This is a genomic window from Streptacidiphilus jeojiensis, from assembly GCF_042510965.1.
Taxonomy (GTDB): domain Bacteria; phylum Actinomycetota; class Actinomycetes; order Streptomycetales; family Streptomycetaceae; genus Streptacidiphilus; species Streptacidiphilus jeojiensis.
In genome coordinates, this window is the sequence record NZ_JBEUKS010000008.1 from 150,652 (window position 1) to 168,760 (window position 18,109).

The 18,109-nt window shown below is 71.8% G+C and carries 18 protein-coding genes and 1 riboswitch; of the genes, 8 read left to right on the plus strand and 10 right to left on the minus strand.

Going from position 1 to position 18,109, the window contains the following annotated elements; all coding sequences use genetic code 11:
- The first annotated feature begins 21 nt into the window (after positions 1-21).
- Positions 22-1,089, plus strand: a complete 1,068-nt coding sequence (locus ABUW04_RS22935; protein WP_380566431.1) for an ABC transporter ATP-binding protein — start codon at positions 22-24, stop codon at positions 1,087-1,089.
- Between the two features lie 72 nt (positions 1,090-1,161).
- Here ABUW04_RS22935 and ABUW04_RS22940 read toward each other — a convergent pair whose 3' ends face one another.
- Together ABUW04_RS22940 and ABUW04_RS22945 are read right to left on the minus strand one after the other, a co-directional pair.
- Positions 1,162-1,947 (minus strand): enhanced serine sensitivity protein SseB C-terminal domain-containing protein, encoded by a 786-nt coding sequence (locus tag ABUW04_RS22940; protein ID WP_030262393.1) that lies wholly within the window; start codon positions 1,945-1,947, stop codon positions 1,162-1,164.
- Positions 1,948-2,030: 83 nt separating this feature from the next.
- A complete protein-coding gene (locus tag ABUW04_RS22945; protein WP_380566432.1) occupies positions 2,031-2,819 on the minus strand; it encodes an enhanced serine sensitivity protein SseB in 789 nt (262 codons plus the stop codon).
- A gap of 102 nt (positions 2,820-2,921) precedes the next feature.
- A riboswitch (glycine riboswitch) is annotated at positions 2,922-3,025 on the plus strand.
- 160 nt (positions 3,026-3,185) lie between these two features.
- Between ABUW04_RS22945 and gcvT the strand changes: the two genes are divergently transcribed.
- From gcvT to ABUW04_RS22965, 4 genes are all read left to right on the plus strand, one after another.
- Positions 3,186-4,304: a glycine cleavage system aminomethyltransferase GcvT gene (gene gcvT / locus ABUW04_RS22950; protein WP_380566433.1), complete on the plus strand. Its 1,119-nt coding sequence runs from the start codon at positions 3,186-3,188 to the stop codon at positions 4,302-4,304.
- A gap of 65 nt (positions 4,305-4,369) precedes the next feature.
- A complete protein-coding gene (gene gcvH / locus ABUW04_RS22955; RefSeq protein ID WP_030262401.1) occupies positions 4,370-4,747 on the plus strand; it encodes a glycine cleavage system protein GcvH in 378 nt (125 codons plus the stop codon).
- Positions 4,748-4,767: 20 nt separating this feature from the next.
- Positions 4,768-6,033, plus strand: a complete 1,266-nt coding sequence (glyA, locus tag ABUW04_RS22960) for a serine hydroxymethyltransferase (protein ID WP_030262404.1) — start codon at positions 4,768-4,770, stop codon at positions 6,031-6,033.
- A 120-nt stretch (positions 6,034-6,153) separates the two neighbouring features.
- A complete protein-coding gene (locus tag ABUW04_RS22965) occupies positions 6,154-7,521 on the plus strand; it encodes an L-serine ammonia-lyase (RefSeq protein ID WP_380566434.1) in 1,368 nt (455 codons plus the stop codon).
- Between the two features lie 40 nt (positions 7,522-7,561).
- Here ABUW04_RS22965 and ABUW04_RS22970 read toward each other — a convergent pair whose 3' ends face one another.
- Positions 7,562-8,287, minus strand: a complete 726-nt coding sequence (locus tag ABUW04_RS22970; RefSeq protein ID WP_030262409.1) for a sulfite exporter TauE/SafE family protein — start codon at positions 8,285-8,287, stop codon at positions 7,562-7,564.
- A 55-nt stretch (positions 8,288-8,342) separates the two neighbouring features.
- Here ABUW04_RS22970 and ABUW04_RS22975 point away from each other — a divergent pair, with 55 nt between their 5' ends.
- The gene (locus ABUW04_RS22975; protein WP_380566435.1) at positions 8,343-9,347 is read left to right on the plus strand and encodes an ArsR/SmtB family transcription factor; all 1,005 of its coding nucleotides are present in this window, start codon (positions 8,343-8,345) and stop codon (positions 9,345-9,347) included.
- A gap of 13 nt (positions 9,348-9,360) precedes the next feature.
- Here the strand turns inward: ABUW04_RS22975 and ABUW04_RS22980 are convergent, their stop codons facing one another.
- The 4 genes from ABUW04_RS22980 to ABUW04_RS22995 are packed head-to-tail and all read right to left on the minus strand — an operon-like array spanning position 9,361 to position 12,737.
- Positions 9,361-10,149 (minus strand): ABC transporter ATP-binding protein, encoded by a 789-nt coding sequence (locus tag ABUW04_RS22980; protein WP_380566436.1) that lies wholly within the window; start codon positions 10,147-10,149, stop codon positions 9,361-9,363.
- Positions 10,142-10,924 carry an ABC transporter permease gene (locus ABUW04_RS22985; protein WP_380566554.1) on the minus strand — a complete coding sequence of 261 codons (783 nt, stop codon included), beginning with the start codon at positions 10,922-10,924 and terminating at the stop codon, positions 10,142-10,144. The genes ABUW04_RS22980 and ABUW04_RS22985 overlap by 8 nt, the downstream gene beginning before the upstream one ends.
- 29 nt (positions 10,925-10,953) lie before the next feature.
- Positions 10,954-11,745, minus strand: a complete 792-nt coding sequence (locus ABUW04_RS22990; protein ID WP_380566437.1) for an ABC transporter permease — start codon at positions 11,743-11,745, stop codon at positions 10,954-10,956.
- Positions 11,742-12,737 carry an ABC transporter substrate-binding protein gene (locus ABUW04_RS22995; RefSeq protein ID WP_380566438.1) on the minus strand — a complete coding sequence of 332 codons (996 nt, stop codon included), beginning with the start codon at positions 12,735-12,737 and terminating at the stop codon, positions 11,742-11,744. Before ABUW04_RS22995 ends, ABUW04_RS22990 begins: the two co-directional genes overlap by 4 nt.
- Before the next feature lie 293 nt (positions 12,738-13,030).
- Between ABUW04_RS22995 and ABUW04_RS23000 the strand changes: the two genes are divergently transcribed.
- Both ABUW04_RS23000 and ABUW04_RS23005 read left to right on the plus strand, forming a co-directional pair.
- Positions 13,031-15,124 carry a phosphocholine-specific phospholipase C gene (locus ABUW04_RS23000; protein ID WP_030262425.1) on the plus strand — a complete coding sequence of 698 codons (2,094 nt, stop codon included), beginning with the start codon at positions 13,031-13,033 and terminating at the stop codon, positions 15,122-15,124.
- 108 nt (positions 15,125-15,232) lie between these two features.
- Complete coding sequence (locus tag ABUW04_RS23005) at positions 15,233-15,550, plus strand: MazG-like family protein (protein WP_030262428.1); 318 nt, start codon at positions 15,233-15,235, stop codon at positions 15,548-15,550.
- Here the strand turns inward: ABUW04_RS23005 and ABUW04_RS23010 are convergent.
- From ABUW04_RS23010 to ABUW04_RS23020, 3 genes are all read right to left on the minus strand, one after another.
- Complete coding sequence (locus ABUW04_RS23010; protein WP_380566439.1) at positions 15,541-16,146, minus strand: GNAT family N-acetyltransferase; 606 nt, start codon at positions 16,144-16,146, stop codon at positions 15,541-15,543. The two genes, ABUW04_RS23005 and ABUW04_RS23010, sit on opposite strands and share 10 nt — an antisense overlap.
- A 371-nt stretch (positions 16,147-16,517) precedes the next feature.
- Positions 16,518-17,048, minus strand: coding sequence for an ATP-binding protein (locus ABUW04_RS23015; protein ID WP_380566556.1), 531 nt, complete (start codon positions 17,046-17,048; stop codon positions 16,518-16,520).
- 159 nt (positions 17,049-17,207) lie between these two features.
- Positions 17,208-17,981, minus strand: coding sequence for an enoyl-CoA hydratase/isomerase family protein (locus tag ABUW04_RS23020; protein WP_030262437.1), 774 nt, complete (start codon positions 17,979-17,981; stop codon positions 17,208-17,210).
- Between the last annotated feature and the right edge of the window lie 128 nt (positions 17,982-18,109).

An 18,109-nucleotide genomic window follows, 5' to 3' on the forward strand; every position in this document is an offset into this window, starting at 1 on the left:
GCGGACGAACAGGAGTTTGGCGTGAGCACCACCAAGACCGTACCCGCTCCTCGTGACGGATCCGCGGTGCCGACGAGCGGCGGTGACGAGCTGCTGCGGGTCGAGGGCCTGCGGATGCACTTCCCGATCCGGCAGGGCATCGTGTTCCAGCGCCAGGTCGGCGCGGTCCGCGCGGTCGACGGCATCGACCTCTCGGTGAAGGCCGGCGAGTCGCTGGGCCTGGTCGGCGAGTCCGGCTGCGGCAAGTCGACCACCGGCCGCCTGGTCACCCGGCTGCTGGAGCCGACTGCGGGCAGCATCGTCTTCGACGGCGAGGACATCACCCACAAGCGGGTCTCCACCATGCGTGAGGCCCGGCAGAACCTGCAGATGATCTTCCAGGACCCGTACTCCTCGCTGAACCCGAGGCACACGGTCGGGACGATCATCGAGACCCCGATGAAGCTCAACGGCATCAACCCGCCGCAGGGGCACAAGAAGCGGGCCCAGGAGCTGCTGGAGATCGTCGGCCTGAACCCGGAGCACTACAACCGGTACCCCAACGAGTTCTCCGGCGGCCAGCGGCAGCGCATCGGCATCGCCCGGGCGCTCGCCCTGCGGCCCAAGCTGATCGTCGCCGACGAGCCGGTCTCCGCGCTGGACGTGTCGATCCAGGCGCAGGTGGTGAACCTGCTGCAGGACCTGCAGCGGGAGTTCAACCTCTCCTTCCTGTTCATCGCCCACGACCTCGCGGTGGTCCGCCACTTCTCCGAGCGGGTCGCGGTGATGTACCTGGGGAAGATCGTCGAGATCGCCGACCGGGAGACGCTCTACCTGCGTCCGCAGCACCCGTACACGCACGCGCTGCTGTCCGCCGTCCCCGAGGCGGACCCGGACAGCGAGCAGCGCCGCGAGCGGATCCGGCTGACCGGCGACGTGCCCAGCCCGATCAACCCGCCCTCCGGCTGCCGCTTCCGCACCCGTTGCTGGAAGGCCCAGGACATCTGCGCCAGCCAGGAGCCGCCGCTGGTGCAGCTGATCGGATCGGCCGAGGGCCACCAGGCCGCCTGCCACTTCCCCGAGGTCAAGCAGGTCGTCGCTCCGGAGTGACCCCGGCCGCCGGCCCGCAGCACGAAGGGGGTGCATCCCTCAGACGATGCGCCCCCTTTGTGCTGCCCGCGCCTACCGCTGGTAGTACGGGTATCCGTATCCGCCGCCGCTCGCCGTGCGGTCGAAGAACGGCAGCGCGCGTGCCTGCAGCCACATCGCCACCGGGTCGTACGGGTCGGACATCGCGACCGTGGACACCGCGACCCCGGCCGGGGCTCCGGGCAGGGCGTGCTGCATCATCAGCCGCACCGACTCGACCGCCTGCGGGCCGGAGTCGAAGAGGTCCAGGCCGATCACCAGATAGGGGTCGCCCCAGGCCGGACGGACCCAGGCGCGGCGCAGCGAGCGCACCGCCGGGGTGCCCTGGGCGGCCTGGTTGAGCAGGGCGTAGAACCGGTCGGCCGCCAGCTGCGGATTGGCCAGCTGCGGATCGTCGATCACCAGCGGTCCGGCCGGCAGCCGGTCCAGGCCCCCGGCGATCCGGCGCAGGTCGGCCCAGGGCAGCCCGACCCCGCCACCGGGCTGGTGCGGGTTCAGCCACAGCCCCCAGCGCTCGCGGTAGAGCGCGGCCGCGATGTCCCGGCCGGCGCTGACCTGCCAGGCGCGGCTCCAGCCGCTGGCGGCGAGCTGCTCGGGCGAGGTCACGCAGGGGGCGTAGCCGAAGCCGCCGACCTCCATGTTGCCGTACTGGGCGTCGGGCCGGCCGGGCTCGCCGTGCCACAGCAGCATCCACACCTGGCTCGTGGCCACCGCGCCCAGCAGCGCCTCGTAGGTGTCGTAGCGCCCCGGGGACACCTCCCGCAGCGCCTGTTCGACGGCGCTCCCGCCCCCTGGCTCCACCACGACGTCCTCTCCCATACTCTGCGCTGCTCTGTTCTGCGCTGCTCGGCCCGTGCTGCCGGGCACCCCGGCCCGAACGGTCAGCGGCCCGAACGATCAGCCTAGTGCTCCGAGGGGTGCCGTTCGAAGAACGGTGCGACAGATGTGAGCATCCAGTCGCCGACCGGGTCCTGCGCCAGGTCCAGCAGCACCACCCCGAGCTCCCAGGGCAGCGGGGCGCGGCCCAGGGCCAGGCCCAGCCCCTGGGTCACCGCCGCCTGGTCCTCCGGCTGCCAGCGGTCCAGCTCCACCCCGACGAACAGCTTCTCCTGGTCGGCCTCGACCCGGGCCAGCACCCGACGGGCCGTCAGCACGACCGGTACCCGGGCGAGTTCGTCCACCACGGCGGCCAGGAACTCCACCGGCTCCTCGTACGGCTCCGGGACCCGCAGCCCGACCCGCGCGCCGCGCTCCTCGGCCGAGCCCTCCCCGGAGGGGCCGTCGGCCGCCCGTCCGCACAGCTCGGCGACCCCGGCCGCCGGGACCGGCATGCCGACCGCGCCCTCAGGGTTGACCACGATGCCGACGCCCAGCGGCATCCCCTGGGCCAGCTCGCGCACCGGCGCGACGGTGAAGGACATCGGCCCGGCGACCCGGCGCAGCTGCTCCTCCGAGCTGAACACCGGGACGAAGGGCTGCCCGGCCAGCTCGGTGGTCGGCAGCTCCAGGGTCCCCGCGTCGTAGCCGCCGCCACCCGGCAGCGGCACCCAGACGACGGAGCGGCGCAGCACCTCGACCACCCTCGGGGTGGCGCCGGGGTCGCCCACGGCGGCGGCCAGCACCCGCTCCAGGTCGTTCGCCGGCCAGCCCGGCTGCGGGCCGTCCGGCTGCGGGGGGATGGCCGGGTGCATCTGCGGGTACCGCCGTTCTCCGTCACACTGTCGTCTGGCCGACACAGTAGCGGGCCGGGACGTGCCATGATGAGCGCGACCAACAACTCCACACCGGCCGTTCGAACCCGCGCGGGAGAGCCAGGCCGTACCCCAGGGTGCGCAGCCGGCGCCGAAGGAGCAAGCCCTCCCCGGAATCTCTCAGGCACCCATACCGCACGGGCTAGGCACATCTGGAAAGCGGTCCGCCACTGGCGGACCCACCAACGGTGCAAGCCGCTGTCCCCTCCTCCTATCGGTGGGCGACACGGTGAAGCTCTCAGGTCGCAGCGACAGAGGGGGAGCCCCTGCCGCAGCATGTCCTTGAGAGCTATCAGGAGAGTGTCCATGACCCTGCGATACACCGCGCTGGACCAGGTCCACCGCGCCCTCGGCGCCACCATGACCGACTTCGCCGGCTGGGACATGCCGCTGCGCTACGGCAGCGAGCGCGAGGAGCACAACGCCGTCCGCACCCGGGCCGGCCTGTTCGACCTCTCCCACATGGGGGAGATCGCCGTGACCGGCCCGCAGGCCGGGGAACTGCTGGACCACGCGCTGGTCGGCTTCGTCTCGGCACTGGCCGTGAACAAGGCCCGCTACACCATGATCTGCGCGGCCGACGGCGGCATCCTGGACGACCTGATCGTCTACCGCACCGGCGAGGCGGAGTTCCTGGTCGTCGCCAACGCCTCCAACGCCCAGCTGGTGCTGGACGAGCTGACGGCGCGCGCCGAGGGCTTCGACGCCGAGGTGCGCGACGACCGCGACGCCTACGCGCTGATCGCGATCCAGGGCCCGGAGGCGACCGCGATCCTGGCCCCGCTGACCGACGCCGACCTGCCGGCGCTGAAGTACTACACCTCGCTGCCCGCCACCGTGGCCGGCCGCCCGGCGCTGCTGGCCCGCACCGGCTACACCGGCGAGGACGGCTTCGAGCTGTTCGTGGCCCCCGGCGACGCCGAGCCGCTGTGGAACGCACTGTCCGAGGCGGGCGCGGCCAAGGGCCTGGTGCCCTGCGGGCTGTCCTGCCGGGACACCCTGCGGCTGGAGGCCGGGATGCCGCTGTACGGGCACGAGCTCAGCACCGAGCTGACCCCGTTCGACGCCGGCCTGGGCCGGGTGGTCCGCTTCGACAAGACCACCAACGGCGGCGCCTTCGTCGGCCGCGAGGCCCTGGAGAAGGCGGCCGAGCTGGCCGCCACCCACCCGCCGCGGGTCCGGGTCGGCCTGGTCTCCCCCGGCCGCCGGGTGCCCCGGGCCGGGATGCCGGTGGTGTCGGGCGACGGCACGGTCATCGGCAGCATCACCTCCGGCGCCCCCTCCCCCACCCTGGGGAAGCCGATCGCGATGGCGTACGTGGACGCCGCGCACGCCGCCCCCGGGACCGCGGTGGCCGTGGACGTCCGCGGCACGCACGAGCCGGTCGAGGTCGTCGAGCTGCCGTTCTACACGCGCGCCCGATAGCCGCCGCCGTCTTCCTGTACGGACCCGTTTCGCCCTCCCCTTCCTCATCCTGGAGAATCGCAGCCATGAGCAACCCCCAGCACCTCACCTACAGCAAGGAACACGAGTGGCTGACGGCCGTCGAGGACGGCGTGGCCACCGTGGGAATCACCGCGTTCGCCGCCGACGCGCTCGGTGACGTCGTCTACGTGCAGCTCCCCGAGGTCGGCCAGACCGTCTCCGCCGGCGAGACCTGCGGCGAGCTGGAGTCGACCAAGTCGGTCAGCGACCTCTACTCCCCCGCCACCGGCGAGGTGGTCGAGGCCAACCAGGCCGTGGTGGACGACCCCGCCCTGGTCAACTCCGCCCCCTTCGCCGAGGGCTGGCTGTTCAAGATCCGGCTCGACGGCACCCCCGAGGGCCTGCTGACCGCCGACGAGTACTCCGCCCACACCGGCGCCTAGTCCTTTAGGGAACGAAAGACATGACGGTTCTGAACCAGTCCCTGCACTCCCTCGACCCCGAGGTCGCTGCGGCGGTGGACGCCGAGCTGCACCGCCAGCAGTCCACCCTGGAGATGATCGCCTCCGAGAACTTCGCCCCGGTGGCGGTGCTGGAGGCACAGGGCTCGGTCCTCACCAACAAGTACGCCGAGGGCTACCCGGGCCGCCGCTACTACGGCGGCTGCGAGCACGTCGACGTGGTCGAGCAGCTGGCGATCGACCGGGTCAAGGAGCTGTTCGGCGCGGAGCACGCCAACGTCCAGCCGCACTCGGGCGCCTCGGCCAACGCCGCGGCGATGTTCGCGCTGCTCAAGCCGGGCGACACCATCCTGGGCCTGGACCTGGCCCATGGCGGGCACCTGACCCACGGCATGAAGATCAACTTCTCCGGCAAGCTCTACAACGTGGCCGCGTACCACGTGGACGCCGAGACCAACCTGGTCGACATGGACGAGGTCGAGCGCCTCGCCAAGGAGCACCAGCCGCAGCTGATCATCGCGGGCTGGTCCGCCTACCCGCGGCAGCTGGACTTCGCCGCGTTCCGGCGGATCGCCGACTCGGTGGGCGCGCTGCTGATGGTGGACATGGCGCACTTCGCCGGCCTGGTGGCGGCGGGGCTGCACCCCTCGCCGGTCCCCTACGCCGACGTGGTCACCACCACCACCCACAAGACCCTCGGCGGCCCGCGCGGCGGCGTGATCCTCTCCAAGGCCGAGTACGCCAAGAAGATCAACTCCGCGGTCTTCCCGGGCCAGCAGGGCGGTCCGCTGGAGCATGTGATCGCGGCCAAGGCGGTCTCCTTCAAGGTCGCGGCGACGGACGAGTTCAAGGACCGGCAGCGGCGTACCCTCGAAGGCGCGAAGATCCTCGCCGAGCGGCTCACCCGCCCGGACGCCACCGAGGCCGGCGTGTCGGTGCTCTCCGGCGGCACCGACGTCCACCTGGTCCTGGTGGACCTGCGGAAGTCCGAGCTGGACGGCCAGCAGGCGGAGGACCGGCTGCACGCGGTCGGCATCACCGTCAACCGCAACGCGGTTCCCTTCGACCCGCGTCCGCCGATGGTCACCTCGGGCCTGCGGATCGGCGCTCCGGCGCTGGCCACCCGTGGGTTCGGCGCGGAGGACTTCGCGGAGGTGGCCGATGTCATCGCGGAGGCGCTGAAGCCGTCGTTCGACGAGAAGCGTGAAGCGTTGGCGCAGCGGGTTGCTGCGTTGGCGGCTAAGTACCCGCTCTACCCGGAGCTGTAGTCCGGGACCGGGGGCGCGGGGTTGCTGTCGGAAGCGGTCCACTGCGTAGGTGGTGGGTTGCTCGCGCAGTTCCCCGCGCCCCTGGGGGGTTGCAACTTTCTCTCTCTGTAAAGGTTCACCGTGGCCATCAGCGTCTTCGACCTCTTCTCCATCGGGATCGGGCCCTCCAGCTCGCACACCGTCGGACCGATGCGCGCGGCCCGGATGTTCGCCCGGCGGCTGAAGTCCGAGGGCGTGCTGGCACAGACCGTTTCGGTGCGGGCCGAGCTCTTCGGCTCGCTCGGCGCGACCGGGCACGGGCACGGCACCCCCAAGGCGGTCCTGCTGGGGCTGGAGGGGAACTCTCCGCGCACCGTGGACATCCTCCAGGCGGACCTGGACGTGGAGCGGATCAAGGCGGAGCGGCGGCTGCGGCTGCTGGGCCTGCACGAGATCGCCTTCGACGCCGACACCCAGTTGGTGCTGCACCGCCGCAGGTCACTGCCGTACCACGCGAACGGGATGACCCTCTGCGCCTACGACGCGGCCGGGGTTCCGCTGCTGGAGAAGACCTACTACTCGGTCGGCGGCGGCTTCGTGGTGGACGAGGACGCCATCGGCGCGGACCGGGTCAAGCCCGACGACACCGTGCTGCGGTACCCCTTCCGCACCGGCGCCGACCTGCTGCGCTGGACCAACGAGACCGGGCTCTCGGTCTCCGCGCTGATGATGGAGAACGAGAAGGCCTGGCGGTCGGAGCCGGAGATCCGGGCGGGTCTGCTGGAGATCTGGCGGGTCATGCAGGAGTGCGTCCGCAACGGCATGAACCACGAGGGCATCCTGCCCGGCGGCCTCAAGGTCCGGCGCCGGGCCGCACCGGCGGCGCGGGCGCTGCGGGTCGAGGGCATCGGCCCGGCCAACGCGATGGAGTGGGTCACCCTCTACGCGATGGCCGTCAACGAGGAGAACGCCTCCGGCGGCCGGGTGGTCACCGCCCCGACCAACGGCGCGGCCGGCATCATCCCGGCGGTGCTGCACTACTACCTGAACTTCATCCCGGGCGCCGACGACGAAGGCATCGTCCGCTTCATGCTGACGGCCGGCGCCATCGGGATGCTCTTCAAGGAGAACGCCTCCATCTCCGGCGCCGAGGTCGGCTGCCAGGGAGAGGTCGGCTCGGCCTGCTCGATGGCTGCGGGCGGCCTCGCCGAGGTGCTGGGCGGCACCCCCGAGCAGGTCGAGAACGCCGCCGAGATCGGCATCGAGCACAACCTCGGCCTCACCTGCGACCCGGTCGGCGGACTGGTGCAGATCCCCTGCATCGAACGCAACGGGATGGCCTCGGTCAAGGCGGTCACCGCCGCCCGGATGGCCCTGCGCGGCGACGGCCGCCACCACGTCTCCCTGGACAAGGCCATCAAGACCATGAAGGAGACCGGCGCCGACATGAAGGTCAAGTACAAGGAGACCAGCCGCGGCGGCCTCGCCGTCAACGTCATCGAGTGCTAGGACGGCTCCGCACGAGCGCTGGCCGAGCACTGGTCAAAAGTCAGAGGCCCCAGAGCCCCTTGGCGAGGGTGGTGATCCCGCCGGCCAGGGAGAGCAGCAGTACCGTCTGCCGGGCCCGGTGCTCCGGCACCCGTTGGGCCAGGGCCTTCCCGATCACGGAGCCCGCCGCGATCCCGGCTCCGACCAGCAGCCAGGGTACCGGCGTGAGGTGCGGGACGCCCTTGGCCGCGATCGAGAGCGCGTTCACCACGACCCCGTAGAACTGGGCGTTCGGGACGAACTCCTGTGCCGTCCAGTCCGCGTTGACCGCGTACAGGGACAGCGCCGGACCGCCGACTCCGGCCGAGGAGTTCATGAAGCCGCTGGCCGCGCCCGCGGCCACGGCTCCCCGGACGCCGCGCAGGGCGGGCACCCGGGTGCCGCCCATCACCAGCAGCACGCTCGCGGCGACCAAGGCCCCCATGCCGGTGAGCAGCACCGGTTCGGGCAGCCGGGTGACCACCCAACTGCCGACCGGCACGGTGCACGCGGCCGCGGCGACCAGGGGCAGCATCGCGGTCGGGCGAACCCGCCGCCAACCCTCGGTGAGACCGATCGCGCTGATGACCCCCGCCGCGCAGTTGGACAGCAGAACACCCTGGGCCGGACCGAGGAGCAGCACCAGCACCGGCGCGGCGACCAGGGCGAACCCGATCCCCGACATCCGCTGCACGGACGCGCCCAGCAGGATCGTGCAGCCCAGCAGCAGGTCGGCGGTCTCGCTCATGCGATCATCCCATCGCCTGTCGGCATGGGGGCGAAGTGATTTAGCGTGCAGCTTCATGGTCCGATTCCGGCTCGGCCTCGCCGACCTCGCCTCCACCGCCTTCGCCTGCTCCGCCCTGCAGGAGGCGGTGCTGAGTATCCGCATGTGGACCCATCCCGGCTACTACGCCGAGCAGATCCCCTGGTTCCGGCGCCTGCGGGACGACTTCGAACTCCTCGGCCCCGCCGACACCGGGCTGCTGCTCTCCCTGGTGGCGTCCAACCGGTGGATCCCCGACTTCCTGACGCCCAGACCCGGCAGCCCCTCGCCCAGCTTCCCCGACGAACTGGCGGTCCTGCGGGCCACCCCGCCGGAGCTGATCCGCGCCGACCTGGGCCGCACCTACCTGCCGCACGACCGCGTCCTGCCGGCGCCGCTGCGCGAGGGCCTGGACGACCCGGCCCGTCTGCTCGCCCGCATCGCCGACGCGATCGAGGCCTACTGGGAGCGCTGCCTCGCCCCCGCCTGGTGGCCACGCGCCCGCTCGGTGCTCGACGCGGACATCGTGTACCGCGCCCGCAGGCTCGCCCAGGGCGGGGCCGACGCGCTCTTCGCCGACATCGACCCACGACTGCGCTGGCAGCAGGGCACACTGACGATCGCCTGGGACCACTGGCCCGACCTGCCGTCCGGCGAGGTGCCGGTCGACGGCAAGGGTCTCGTGCTCGTGCCGACCCTCTTCGCCCAGGGCGCCATCACCGCGATCGAGCCCGGTGCCGCCCCGCTGATCATCTATCCGGCCCGCGGTCGGGCCACCATGGCGGAGACGGTCTCGCCCCCGCCCACCGACGCGGCACTGGAACGCCTGCTCGGTCGGGCCCGGGCCCGACTGCTGGTCCTGCTCGGCGAGCCCGCGTCCACCACCGAGCTGGCCCGCCGGCTCGGCGTCACCCCGGCGGCGGTGAGCCAGCACCTCGGCGTGCTGCTGCAGGCACGGCTGCTGCACCGGGCCCGCCACGGCCGGAGCGTGCTCTACGCCCGCACCGCTCTCGGCGACGACCTCTGCCGCGGAAACGGCTGACCGGCACGGGCGGCTACTGGTCCCGGGCCGCCGCGTCGGGGACGGTGCCGCGGATGCGTTCCAGGACGCGGGTGCGCAGTCGGGTGAACTCCGGGTCCGCGCGGGTGGTCAGCTGGTCGCGGCGGGCCGGCAGGCCGACCTCGATCTGCTCCAGCACCACGGTCGGCGACCGGCTCAGCACCAGGACACGTTCGCCCAGGTAGACCGCCTCGTCGATGTCGTGGGTGACGAACAGGACGGTCATCCCGCGCTCGGTCCAGAGCCGGCGCACCAGGTCCTCCAGGTCGGCCCGGGTCTGCGCGTCGACGGCCGCGAACGGCTCGTCCATCAGCAGCACCTCGGGGCGGTACGCCAGCGCCCTGGCGATGGCCACCCGTTGCTGCATGCCGCCGGAGAGCTCCCACGGGTAGGCGCGGCCGGCCTCGGCCAGGCCGACCGCCGCCAGCGCCTCGGCCGCCCGGGTGCGGCGCTCGGTCCGCGACAGGCCCTTGCGGTGACGCAGCGGCAGTTCGACGTTGTCGCCGACCCGCAGCCACGGGTAGAGGCTGCGGCCGTACTCCTGGAAGACGATGGCGAGTCCCGACCGGGGCCCGGTCACCGGGGAGCCGTCCAGCAGGACCGAACCCGCGCTCGGCCGCAGCAGCCCAGCGACGCACTTCAGCAGCGTGGTCTTGCCGCAGCCGGACGGACCGACCAGGCACACCAACTCGCCCTGCGCCAGGGTGAAGTCGATGTCGCGGATCGCCTCGACCGAGCGTCCGGTGCCCTCGTAGACCTTCCGGAGGTGCCTGATCTCAAGCATGTCCGCCCCCTCCCTCCCGCCGCGCCCCGCGCAGCCCGTGGTACCAGCCGAGCACCCGCTGCTCGACCAGCCGGAACAGCAGCGACAGGACCACTCCCAGCAGGCCGAGGACCAGGATCCCGGTCCACATCTCCGGGATGGCGAAGCTGCGTTGGAACTCGACGACGGTGAAGCCGATGCCGCTGCCGGCGGCGAACATCTCACTGATGACCATCAGGATGATCCCGATGGAGAGCGCCTGCCGCAGCCCGGCCATGATCTGCGGGCCGGCCGAGGGCAGCACCAGGCGCAGCAGCCGACGGCCGCCCCGGACGCCGTAGCAACGGGCGGTCTCGTCGGCCACCTGGTCCACCGCCCGGACCCCCTCGACGGTGTTGAGCAGCACCGGCCAGAAGCAGCCGAAGGCGATGACCACGACCTTCATGGTGTCGCCGATACCGGCGAAGAGCATGATGACCGGCACCAGCACCGGGGGCGGAACCGCACGGAACAGTTCCAGCACCGGCTCGGCCACCGCCCGCGCGGTGCGGTAGGAGCCGAGCAGCACGCCGCAGCCGACGCCGGCCACCCCGGCCAGCGCATAGCCGCCGAGCAGGCGGAGCACGCTCGGCAGCACATCGGCGCGGAGCCGCTCCGGGGTCCACACCCTGCCGAAGGTCCACACGATCCGGTGCAGCGGCGGCTCGTAGAAGCTGGTGCTGCCGGCCGAGGCGAACCACCACACCGTCACCAGCACCGCGGGCAGCCCGACCACCAGCAGCAGCGCGCCGCCCATGCGGAGTGCGGCTCTCACACCGGCACCGCTCACACCGGCACCTCCCCGCGTACCGACTGGTGCCAGGCCAGGGCGCGGCGCTCCACCGCGCGGGCGCCGACGTTGACCGCCACCCCCAGCAGCCCGGTGACCAGGATCAGTGCGTACATCTCCGGCACCGCCTGGGAGTCCTGGGCGACCGCGATCAGGTTGCCCAACCCCGGTGCGCCGATCACCAGTTCGGCGGTGATCGCGAGGATCAGCGCGACCGCGGCGGCCAGCCGCACGCCGGTCATGAGGTACGGCAGGGCGGTCGGCCACAGCACGTGCCGCAGCCGGGCCCAGGGGCCCAGGCCGTAGGCCCTGGCCGTCTCCTCCGCCACCGGGTCGACGTCCTGGGCCCCGTAGAGGACCTGGACCAGCACCTGCCAGAACGAGGCGTAGACCACCAGCACCAGCACCGAGGCGATCTCGGTGCCGTAGACCAGCACCACCAGCGGGATCAGCGCCACCGAGGGGATCGGCCGCAGGAACTCGATGGTCGACGCGGTGGCCCGGCGCAGGTACGGGACGACGGCGATCACGAACCCCGCGGCGATCCCGGCGGCGGTGGCGATGGTCAGGCCCAGCGCCCAACCGGTCAGCGTGTCGCCGAGCGCCGACCAGAAGGCGCCGTCCCCGAGCTCCCGGCCCAGGGCCGCGACGGTGCGGCTGAACGGCGGCAGGAACCGGCCGTCGACCAGCCCGGTCCGGGTCACCGCCTCCCACAGCGCTGCGAAGGCCACCAGCCCGGCCGTGCCGAGGGCCGCTCCGCGCGGCCCCGGGGGTGCGGTCCGGCTCACGGAAGCAGCGTGTCGAGGTCGGGGGTCTTGGTCAACAGACCGTAGCCGACCGCCAGTTGACCCAGCGTCTGGAGCGAGGCGCGGTTGACGTCGGCGGGCCAGCTCGGCAGCGTGATCTGCTTGAGGGTGTCGGCCGGGATCTTGGTGTAGCTGCCGAGCACCGCGCGCACGTCGTCGGGGTGGCCGTCGGCGTAGGCCAGCGACTGGGCCAGCGCCGTCTGGAACTCCTTCACCACGTCGGCGTGCTGCTGGGCGTAGCTGGTCGAGGTGAAGTACATCGCCACGGTCAGCTCGGGAGCGACATCCACGTACGGCGAGGCGATCACCGTGGCGCCCTGCGCCTTGACGGTGGCCAGCGCCGGCTCCACCACCAGGGCGGCGTCGATCTGGCCCTTGGCGAGAGCGGCCGGCATCGCGTCGAAGCCGAGCTCGACGAAGCCCACCTTGCTCGGGTCGCCGCCCGCCTTCTGCACCGAGTCGCGCACGGCGACCTCGTTGATGTTCTTCAGGGTGTTGATGGCGACCTTCTTGCCCACCAGGTCCTTGGCCGAGGTGATCGCACTGCCCTTCTTCACCACCAGGGCGCCGAAGTCCTTGCCGGCCACCCCGGTGGAGGCCACGCCGTTGGAGATGGCCTTGATGGGCACGCCGTTCTGTTCGGCCAGCATCAGCGAGAGCACATTGGAGAAGCCGAACTGGAACTGTCCGCTGACGACGCCGGGCACGATCGCGGCGCCACCCTGGGCGGTGGTCAGCGAGAGCTTGAGGCCCTGGTCGGCGAAGAAGCCCTGCTTCACACCGAGGTAGATCGGCGCGACGTCCACGATGGGGATCACCCCCACCTTGACGTCCACGAGGGCGGCGGCGGCGGTACCGGTGGAACTCCCGGGCGCCGCCGGGCCGGCACCGGAACTCCCGGTTCCGCTGCTGCATCCCGCGAGGACGACGGCGAGGACCGCCGTGACGGTGCAGACGATGGACTGACGACGCATCGGACCCCCTGAGGTTGTGCGGTGGTGCACGCCTGGAAAGTGATGCCGTGCCGGGACCGTAAGGGCGCCGCACCGGCCGGGTCAATGCCGATGCAATACCAAATTGTTGACAGGATTGCCGACGCCATCATCCACAGGAAGTCCGCGACATCCCGACGCAGTTGGCGCAGCTTTCCCCCAGACGTCTCGCAAACGCCTCCACTTGTTCGAACAAGTGTGGTGAGAATGTCCGACTGCCCAGTCCCGCCCCACCCCGCCCACCCGTCTCGGACAGATCGGGAGACCTCTCCTCCATGAGCGCCCTCAACCGTCGCCGCTTCATCCAACTGGCCGGCGGAACCGCCGCCGCCACCGCGATGTCCAGCAGCATCGCCCGTGCCGCCTCGATCCCCGCCGCCCGGCGCACCGGGACGCTGAAGGACGTCGACCACATCGTCGTCCTGATGCAGGAGAACCGCTCCTTCGACCACTACTTCGGCACCCTGCGCGGGGTCCGCGGCTTCGGCGACCCCCGTCCGGTGACGCTGCCCAGCGGCAAGTCGGTCTGGTACCAGTCGGACGGCAAGAAGGAGATCCTGCCGTTCCACCCGGACGCCAAGAACCTGGGTCTGGCCTTCCTGGAGGACCTCCCGCACGACTGGAACACCACCCACTGGGCCTGGAACAACGGCGCCTACGACCAGTGGATCCCGGCCAAGGGCTCGACCACGATGGCCCATCTGACCCGGGACGACATCCCCTTCCACTACGCGCTGGCCGACACCTTCACCGTCTGCGACGCCTACCACTGCTCGCTGATGACCAGCACCGACCCCAACCGCTACTACCTGTGGACCGGCTACACCGGCAACGACGGCAAGGGCAAGGGACCGGTCCTGGACAACGCCGAGGCCGGCTACTCCTGGACCACCTACCCGGAGCGGCTGGAGCAGGCCGGGGTCTCCTGGAAGATCTACCAGGACGTCGGCACCGGGCTGGACGCCAACGGCTACTGGGGCTGGACCAGCGACGCCTACATCGGCAACTACGGCGACAACTCGCTGCTCTACTTCGACCAGTACCGCAACGCCGAGCCCGGCGACCCGCTCTACGACAAGGCCCGCACCGGCACCGACGCCAGCAAGGGCGACGGCTTCTTCGACGTGCTGAAGGCCGACGTCAAGGCAGGCAAGCTGCCCCAGGTGTCCTGGGTGGTCGCCCCCGAGGCCTTCACCGAGCACCCCAACTGGCCCGCCAACTACGGCGCCTGGTACATCTCCCAGGTGCTGGACGCGCTCACCGCCGACCCGGACGTCTGGGCCAGGACCGCGCTGTTCGTCACCTTCGACGAGAACGACGGCTTCTTCGACCACGTGGTCCCGCCGGTGCCGCCGTTCAGCGCCGCGCAGGGCGCGTCCACCGTGGACGTCTCGGCCGAGCTGTACACCGACGGCGTCTCCGCCGCGAGCCTGTTCGCCGGCGGCAGCGGCTACCTCTCGGCCCAGTACGGTCTGGGCCCGCGGGTGCCGATGCTGGTGGTGTCGCCCTGGAGCAAGGGCGGCTACGTCAACTCGCAGGTGTTCGACCACACCTCGGTGATCCGGTTCATGGAGGAGCGCTTCGGCGTCGAGGAGCCGAACATCTCGGCCTGGCGCCGCGCCGTCTGCGGTGACCTGACCTCGGCCTTCGACTTCTCACACAGCGACGCCAAGGTGCCCGCACTGCCGGCCACCACCGGCTACCAGCCGCCGGACCAGGACCGGCACCCCGACTACGTGCCCACCCCGCCCGCCGCCCCGGCGCTGCCCAAGCAGGAGCACGGCACCCGCCCGGCCCGCCCGCTGCCCTACGACCTGTCCGCCGACGCCCGGGTCGACGCCGGCAAGGGCACGCTGTCCGTCGAGTTCGCCAACCACGGTCGGGCCGGCGCCAACTGGCAGGTCCGCTCCGGCACCGACACCAGCGGCCCGTGGACCTACACCGTCGAGGCCCACAAGTCGCTGACCGGCAGCTGGACCGTGGCCCCGGCCGCCGGCGGCGACTACGAGTTCTCCGCCCACGGCCCCAACGGATTCCTGCGGGAGTTCAAGGGACGCCTGGCCACCGCCGGACCCGAGCTGACCGTCCGGCACGACGGCAACGGCGGCCAGGTCCGGTTGGAGCTCAGCAACCACGGATCCGGCACGGTCCGACTGACCGTCAAGGACGGCTACGGCTGCGCCCGGACCGCCAGCTACCAGCTGCGCCCGGGCGCGAGCCGGGTGCACACGGTCGCCCTGAACGCCACCCACGGCTGGTACGACCTGGTCGTCACCTCCGCCGAGGACCCGGCGTTCCTGCGCCGCGCGGCCGGCCACGTCGAGAACGGGCGGGTCAGCAGCAGCGACCCGGCCATTGGCACGGTCTGACGCTCCGCCCGGCGCGGAGGTGCGCAGCCGAGGGTCGTGGCCGGCGTTTGACGTCGGCCGCGGCCCTCGGCCAGCCTGGCCGTCTGCCCCCTACGCACAGGAGCGCCCGTGGACGACACCGCCTGGGACACCATCGACAGCCTGGTCCGCTGGCTCGACCAGGGCAGCGAGGTCCCCGACGACACCAGGGTGCTGCTCCAGCTCCTCAAGATCACCGAGGAGGCCGGCGAGGTCGCCGAGGCGGTGATCGGCGCCACCGGGACCAACCCGCGCAAGGGCTTCTCGCACACCTGGGACGACGTCAGGAACGAGCTGTGCGACGTCATCGTGACGGCGATGGTCGCCCTGGCCCGGCTGACCCCGGACGCCCGTGAGGTCTTCGCGGCGAACCTGCGCCGCATCGCCGAGCGGTCGGATCAGAGCTGAGGGTCCGCCGGCCCGCCGTGCTCCCAGATCTGCAGCGCGATCCGGGTGCCGTCCGGATCCTCGACGACCTCCAGCGGCCGGTCGGCGACGGTGAATCCGGCCCTGCGGGCGACGTTGGAGCTGGCGTCGTTGTCGGGTTCGATCCGCAGCAGCACCCGGCGGGCGCCGAGGACGGCGTAGGCGAAACCGGTGAGCAGCCGCACCGAGCGGACCGCGAGGCCCCGGCCGCGGTGCTCGGCGCCGATCGCGTAGCCGAGCTCGACGTCCCGGCCCTCCTCGCCCCTGAGCATGGCCAGCGCCTCACCGCGCGGCGCGCCGCCGCCCTCGGCTGCGGCGCCGTCAGGGCCGGCGACCTCGGTGACGGCGAACTGGATCCTGGTGCCGGCCTCCCTGGCGGCGCGGGCCCGACCCAGGTAGCGCTCGGCCGCCTCGGTGTCGAACGGCGAGCTCAGCGGGGTCCACCGGGCCACCTCGGGCTCGTCGAACAGCTGCACCATGACCGGGATGTCCTGCTGCGTCCACTCGCGCAGGAACAGTCCGTCACCGGCGAGCGTGAAGGGCGGTTCGGGCAGGACGGTGGCATCAGGAGTGGTCATGATCGGTATCCTCCCCGCTGCGGCAGCCGAAGGCCAGCACGTTAAGGATTCGTCGATCAGAGGGAGATCAGCTGAACATTCCCTTTAATCAAGGTTATGAAGGTGAATTTCCTTGTGATCCACGGCTCACTTGGGGCATTTGCCCGATTTTTCCATCTATGTGGCTTGCCCGCATCCTGGACACCGTGCCATAGTCGGTGCGGTCGGGGAGCCTCAGCCCCCCGACTCGACCGGAACGTCGCCGACCCGAGCGCGTACCGCGAAGCAGCCCGGCACACCCCCTACGGCCGGGCAGCACATCTGCCGAGGACCCCGGAACGCCTGACGCGCCCGGGGTCCTCGGCTTTTCAGCCCGCGCGCCGTCCCGCACCTCAGCCCGCTGCCGTCTCCCGCGCCCGGAGTTCGAACCACACCGACTTGCCGCGGGAGAGCAGGTCAGCGCCCCAGCGGTCGGACATCAGATCGACCAGCTGCAGCCCCCGCCCGGCGTCGTCCTCGGGCTCGCCGATGATCAGACAGGGCAGCGCCCTGGACGGATCGCGCACCTCGAAGCGGACACTGCCGCTCCGCCGGACCAGGCGCAGCCCGAAGGAGCGCCCGCCGGTGTGCCGGACCACATTGGCCACCAGCTCCCCCACCAACTGCTCCGCCACCTCGCCCAGGCCGCCCAGGCCCCAGGTGTCCAGGGCGGACCGGACGAGGCGGCGGGCCCTCGCCGAGGAGGCCGGGCCCGAGGGTAACCGCACCTCCTCGGTCAGCGGGTCGGTGAGCTGACCGAAGAGGGCGAGTTCCAGCTCCTCCGGGGTGACGGCGTCCGGGCAGCCGGCCGAGCCACCGAGCGATTCCGGCCACAGCGCGGCCGTCCAGTCGTCGAGCCAGACCGTGTCCGGTGCGGTCTCCAGGACGCTTTCCAGCGCCGCGACCGCACCACCTCCGGTCCCGTCCGTCACTCGTTGCTCAGCCTTGCCCCGTGGCGCCATGCCCCTATCATCGCGACTCTGCGCTGACTTGGGGAGCACAATGCGTAAAGAATCATCAGTGCTTCCGGCATATGCCTGGGATTAGCGGAACACCGCCTTGCCGGGGCCGTCCTCAACGAAGCTGCGCATTCCGGTCTCCCGGTCCTCGGTGGCGAACAGACCTGCGAAGAGACTGCGCTCCAGTGCGAGCCCGGTGTCCAGGTCGGTCTCCAGCCCGCGGTCCACCGCCTCCTTGGCCGCGCGCAGTGCCAGCGCCGGCCCCGCCGCCAGCCGCGAGGCCCAGGCCAGCGCGGTCGGGTAGACCTCCTCGGCCGGGACCACCTGGTCCGCGAGGCCGATCCGCAGCGCCTCCTCCGCGCGCACCTGGCGCCCGGTGAAGATCAGCTCCTTGGCCCGGGACGGACCGACCAGACGGGAGAGCCGCTGGGTGCCGCCGGCCCCGGGGATCAGCCCCAGCAGGATCTCCGGCTGGCCGAACTTGGCGTTCTCGGCCGCGATCCTGATGTCCGCGCACAGCGCCAACTCGCAGCCGCCGCCCAGCGCGTAGCCGGTCACCGCGGCCACCACCGGCTTGGGGATGCGGGCCACCGCGTCGAAGGCGCCCTGCAGCGCCGGCCCGCGCTCCACCATGTCGGTGTACGACATCCGCTGCATCTCCTTGATGTCGGCGCCGGCCGCGAAGACCTTCTCGCCGCCCCAGAGCACCACGGCCCGCACGTCGGCGCGGGCGGCGGCCTCCTCGGCGGCCTGCCTGAGCTGGTCCTGCATCGCCGCGTCCAGGGCGTTCATCGGCGGGCGGGCCAGCCGGATCGTCCCGACGGCGTCCTGCACATCGAGGCTGACGAGGGTGGTCATGGTTTCCTCCTGGGTGCCCGGGGTGGGTTAACGCATGCTAACCGGCGGTGCCGGCAACGACGACGGCCCGGCCCCCGTGGTGGGGGCCGGGCCGTCGTAACTCCGGGCGACAGTCGCTCAGAGCGGCG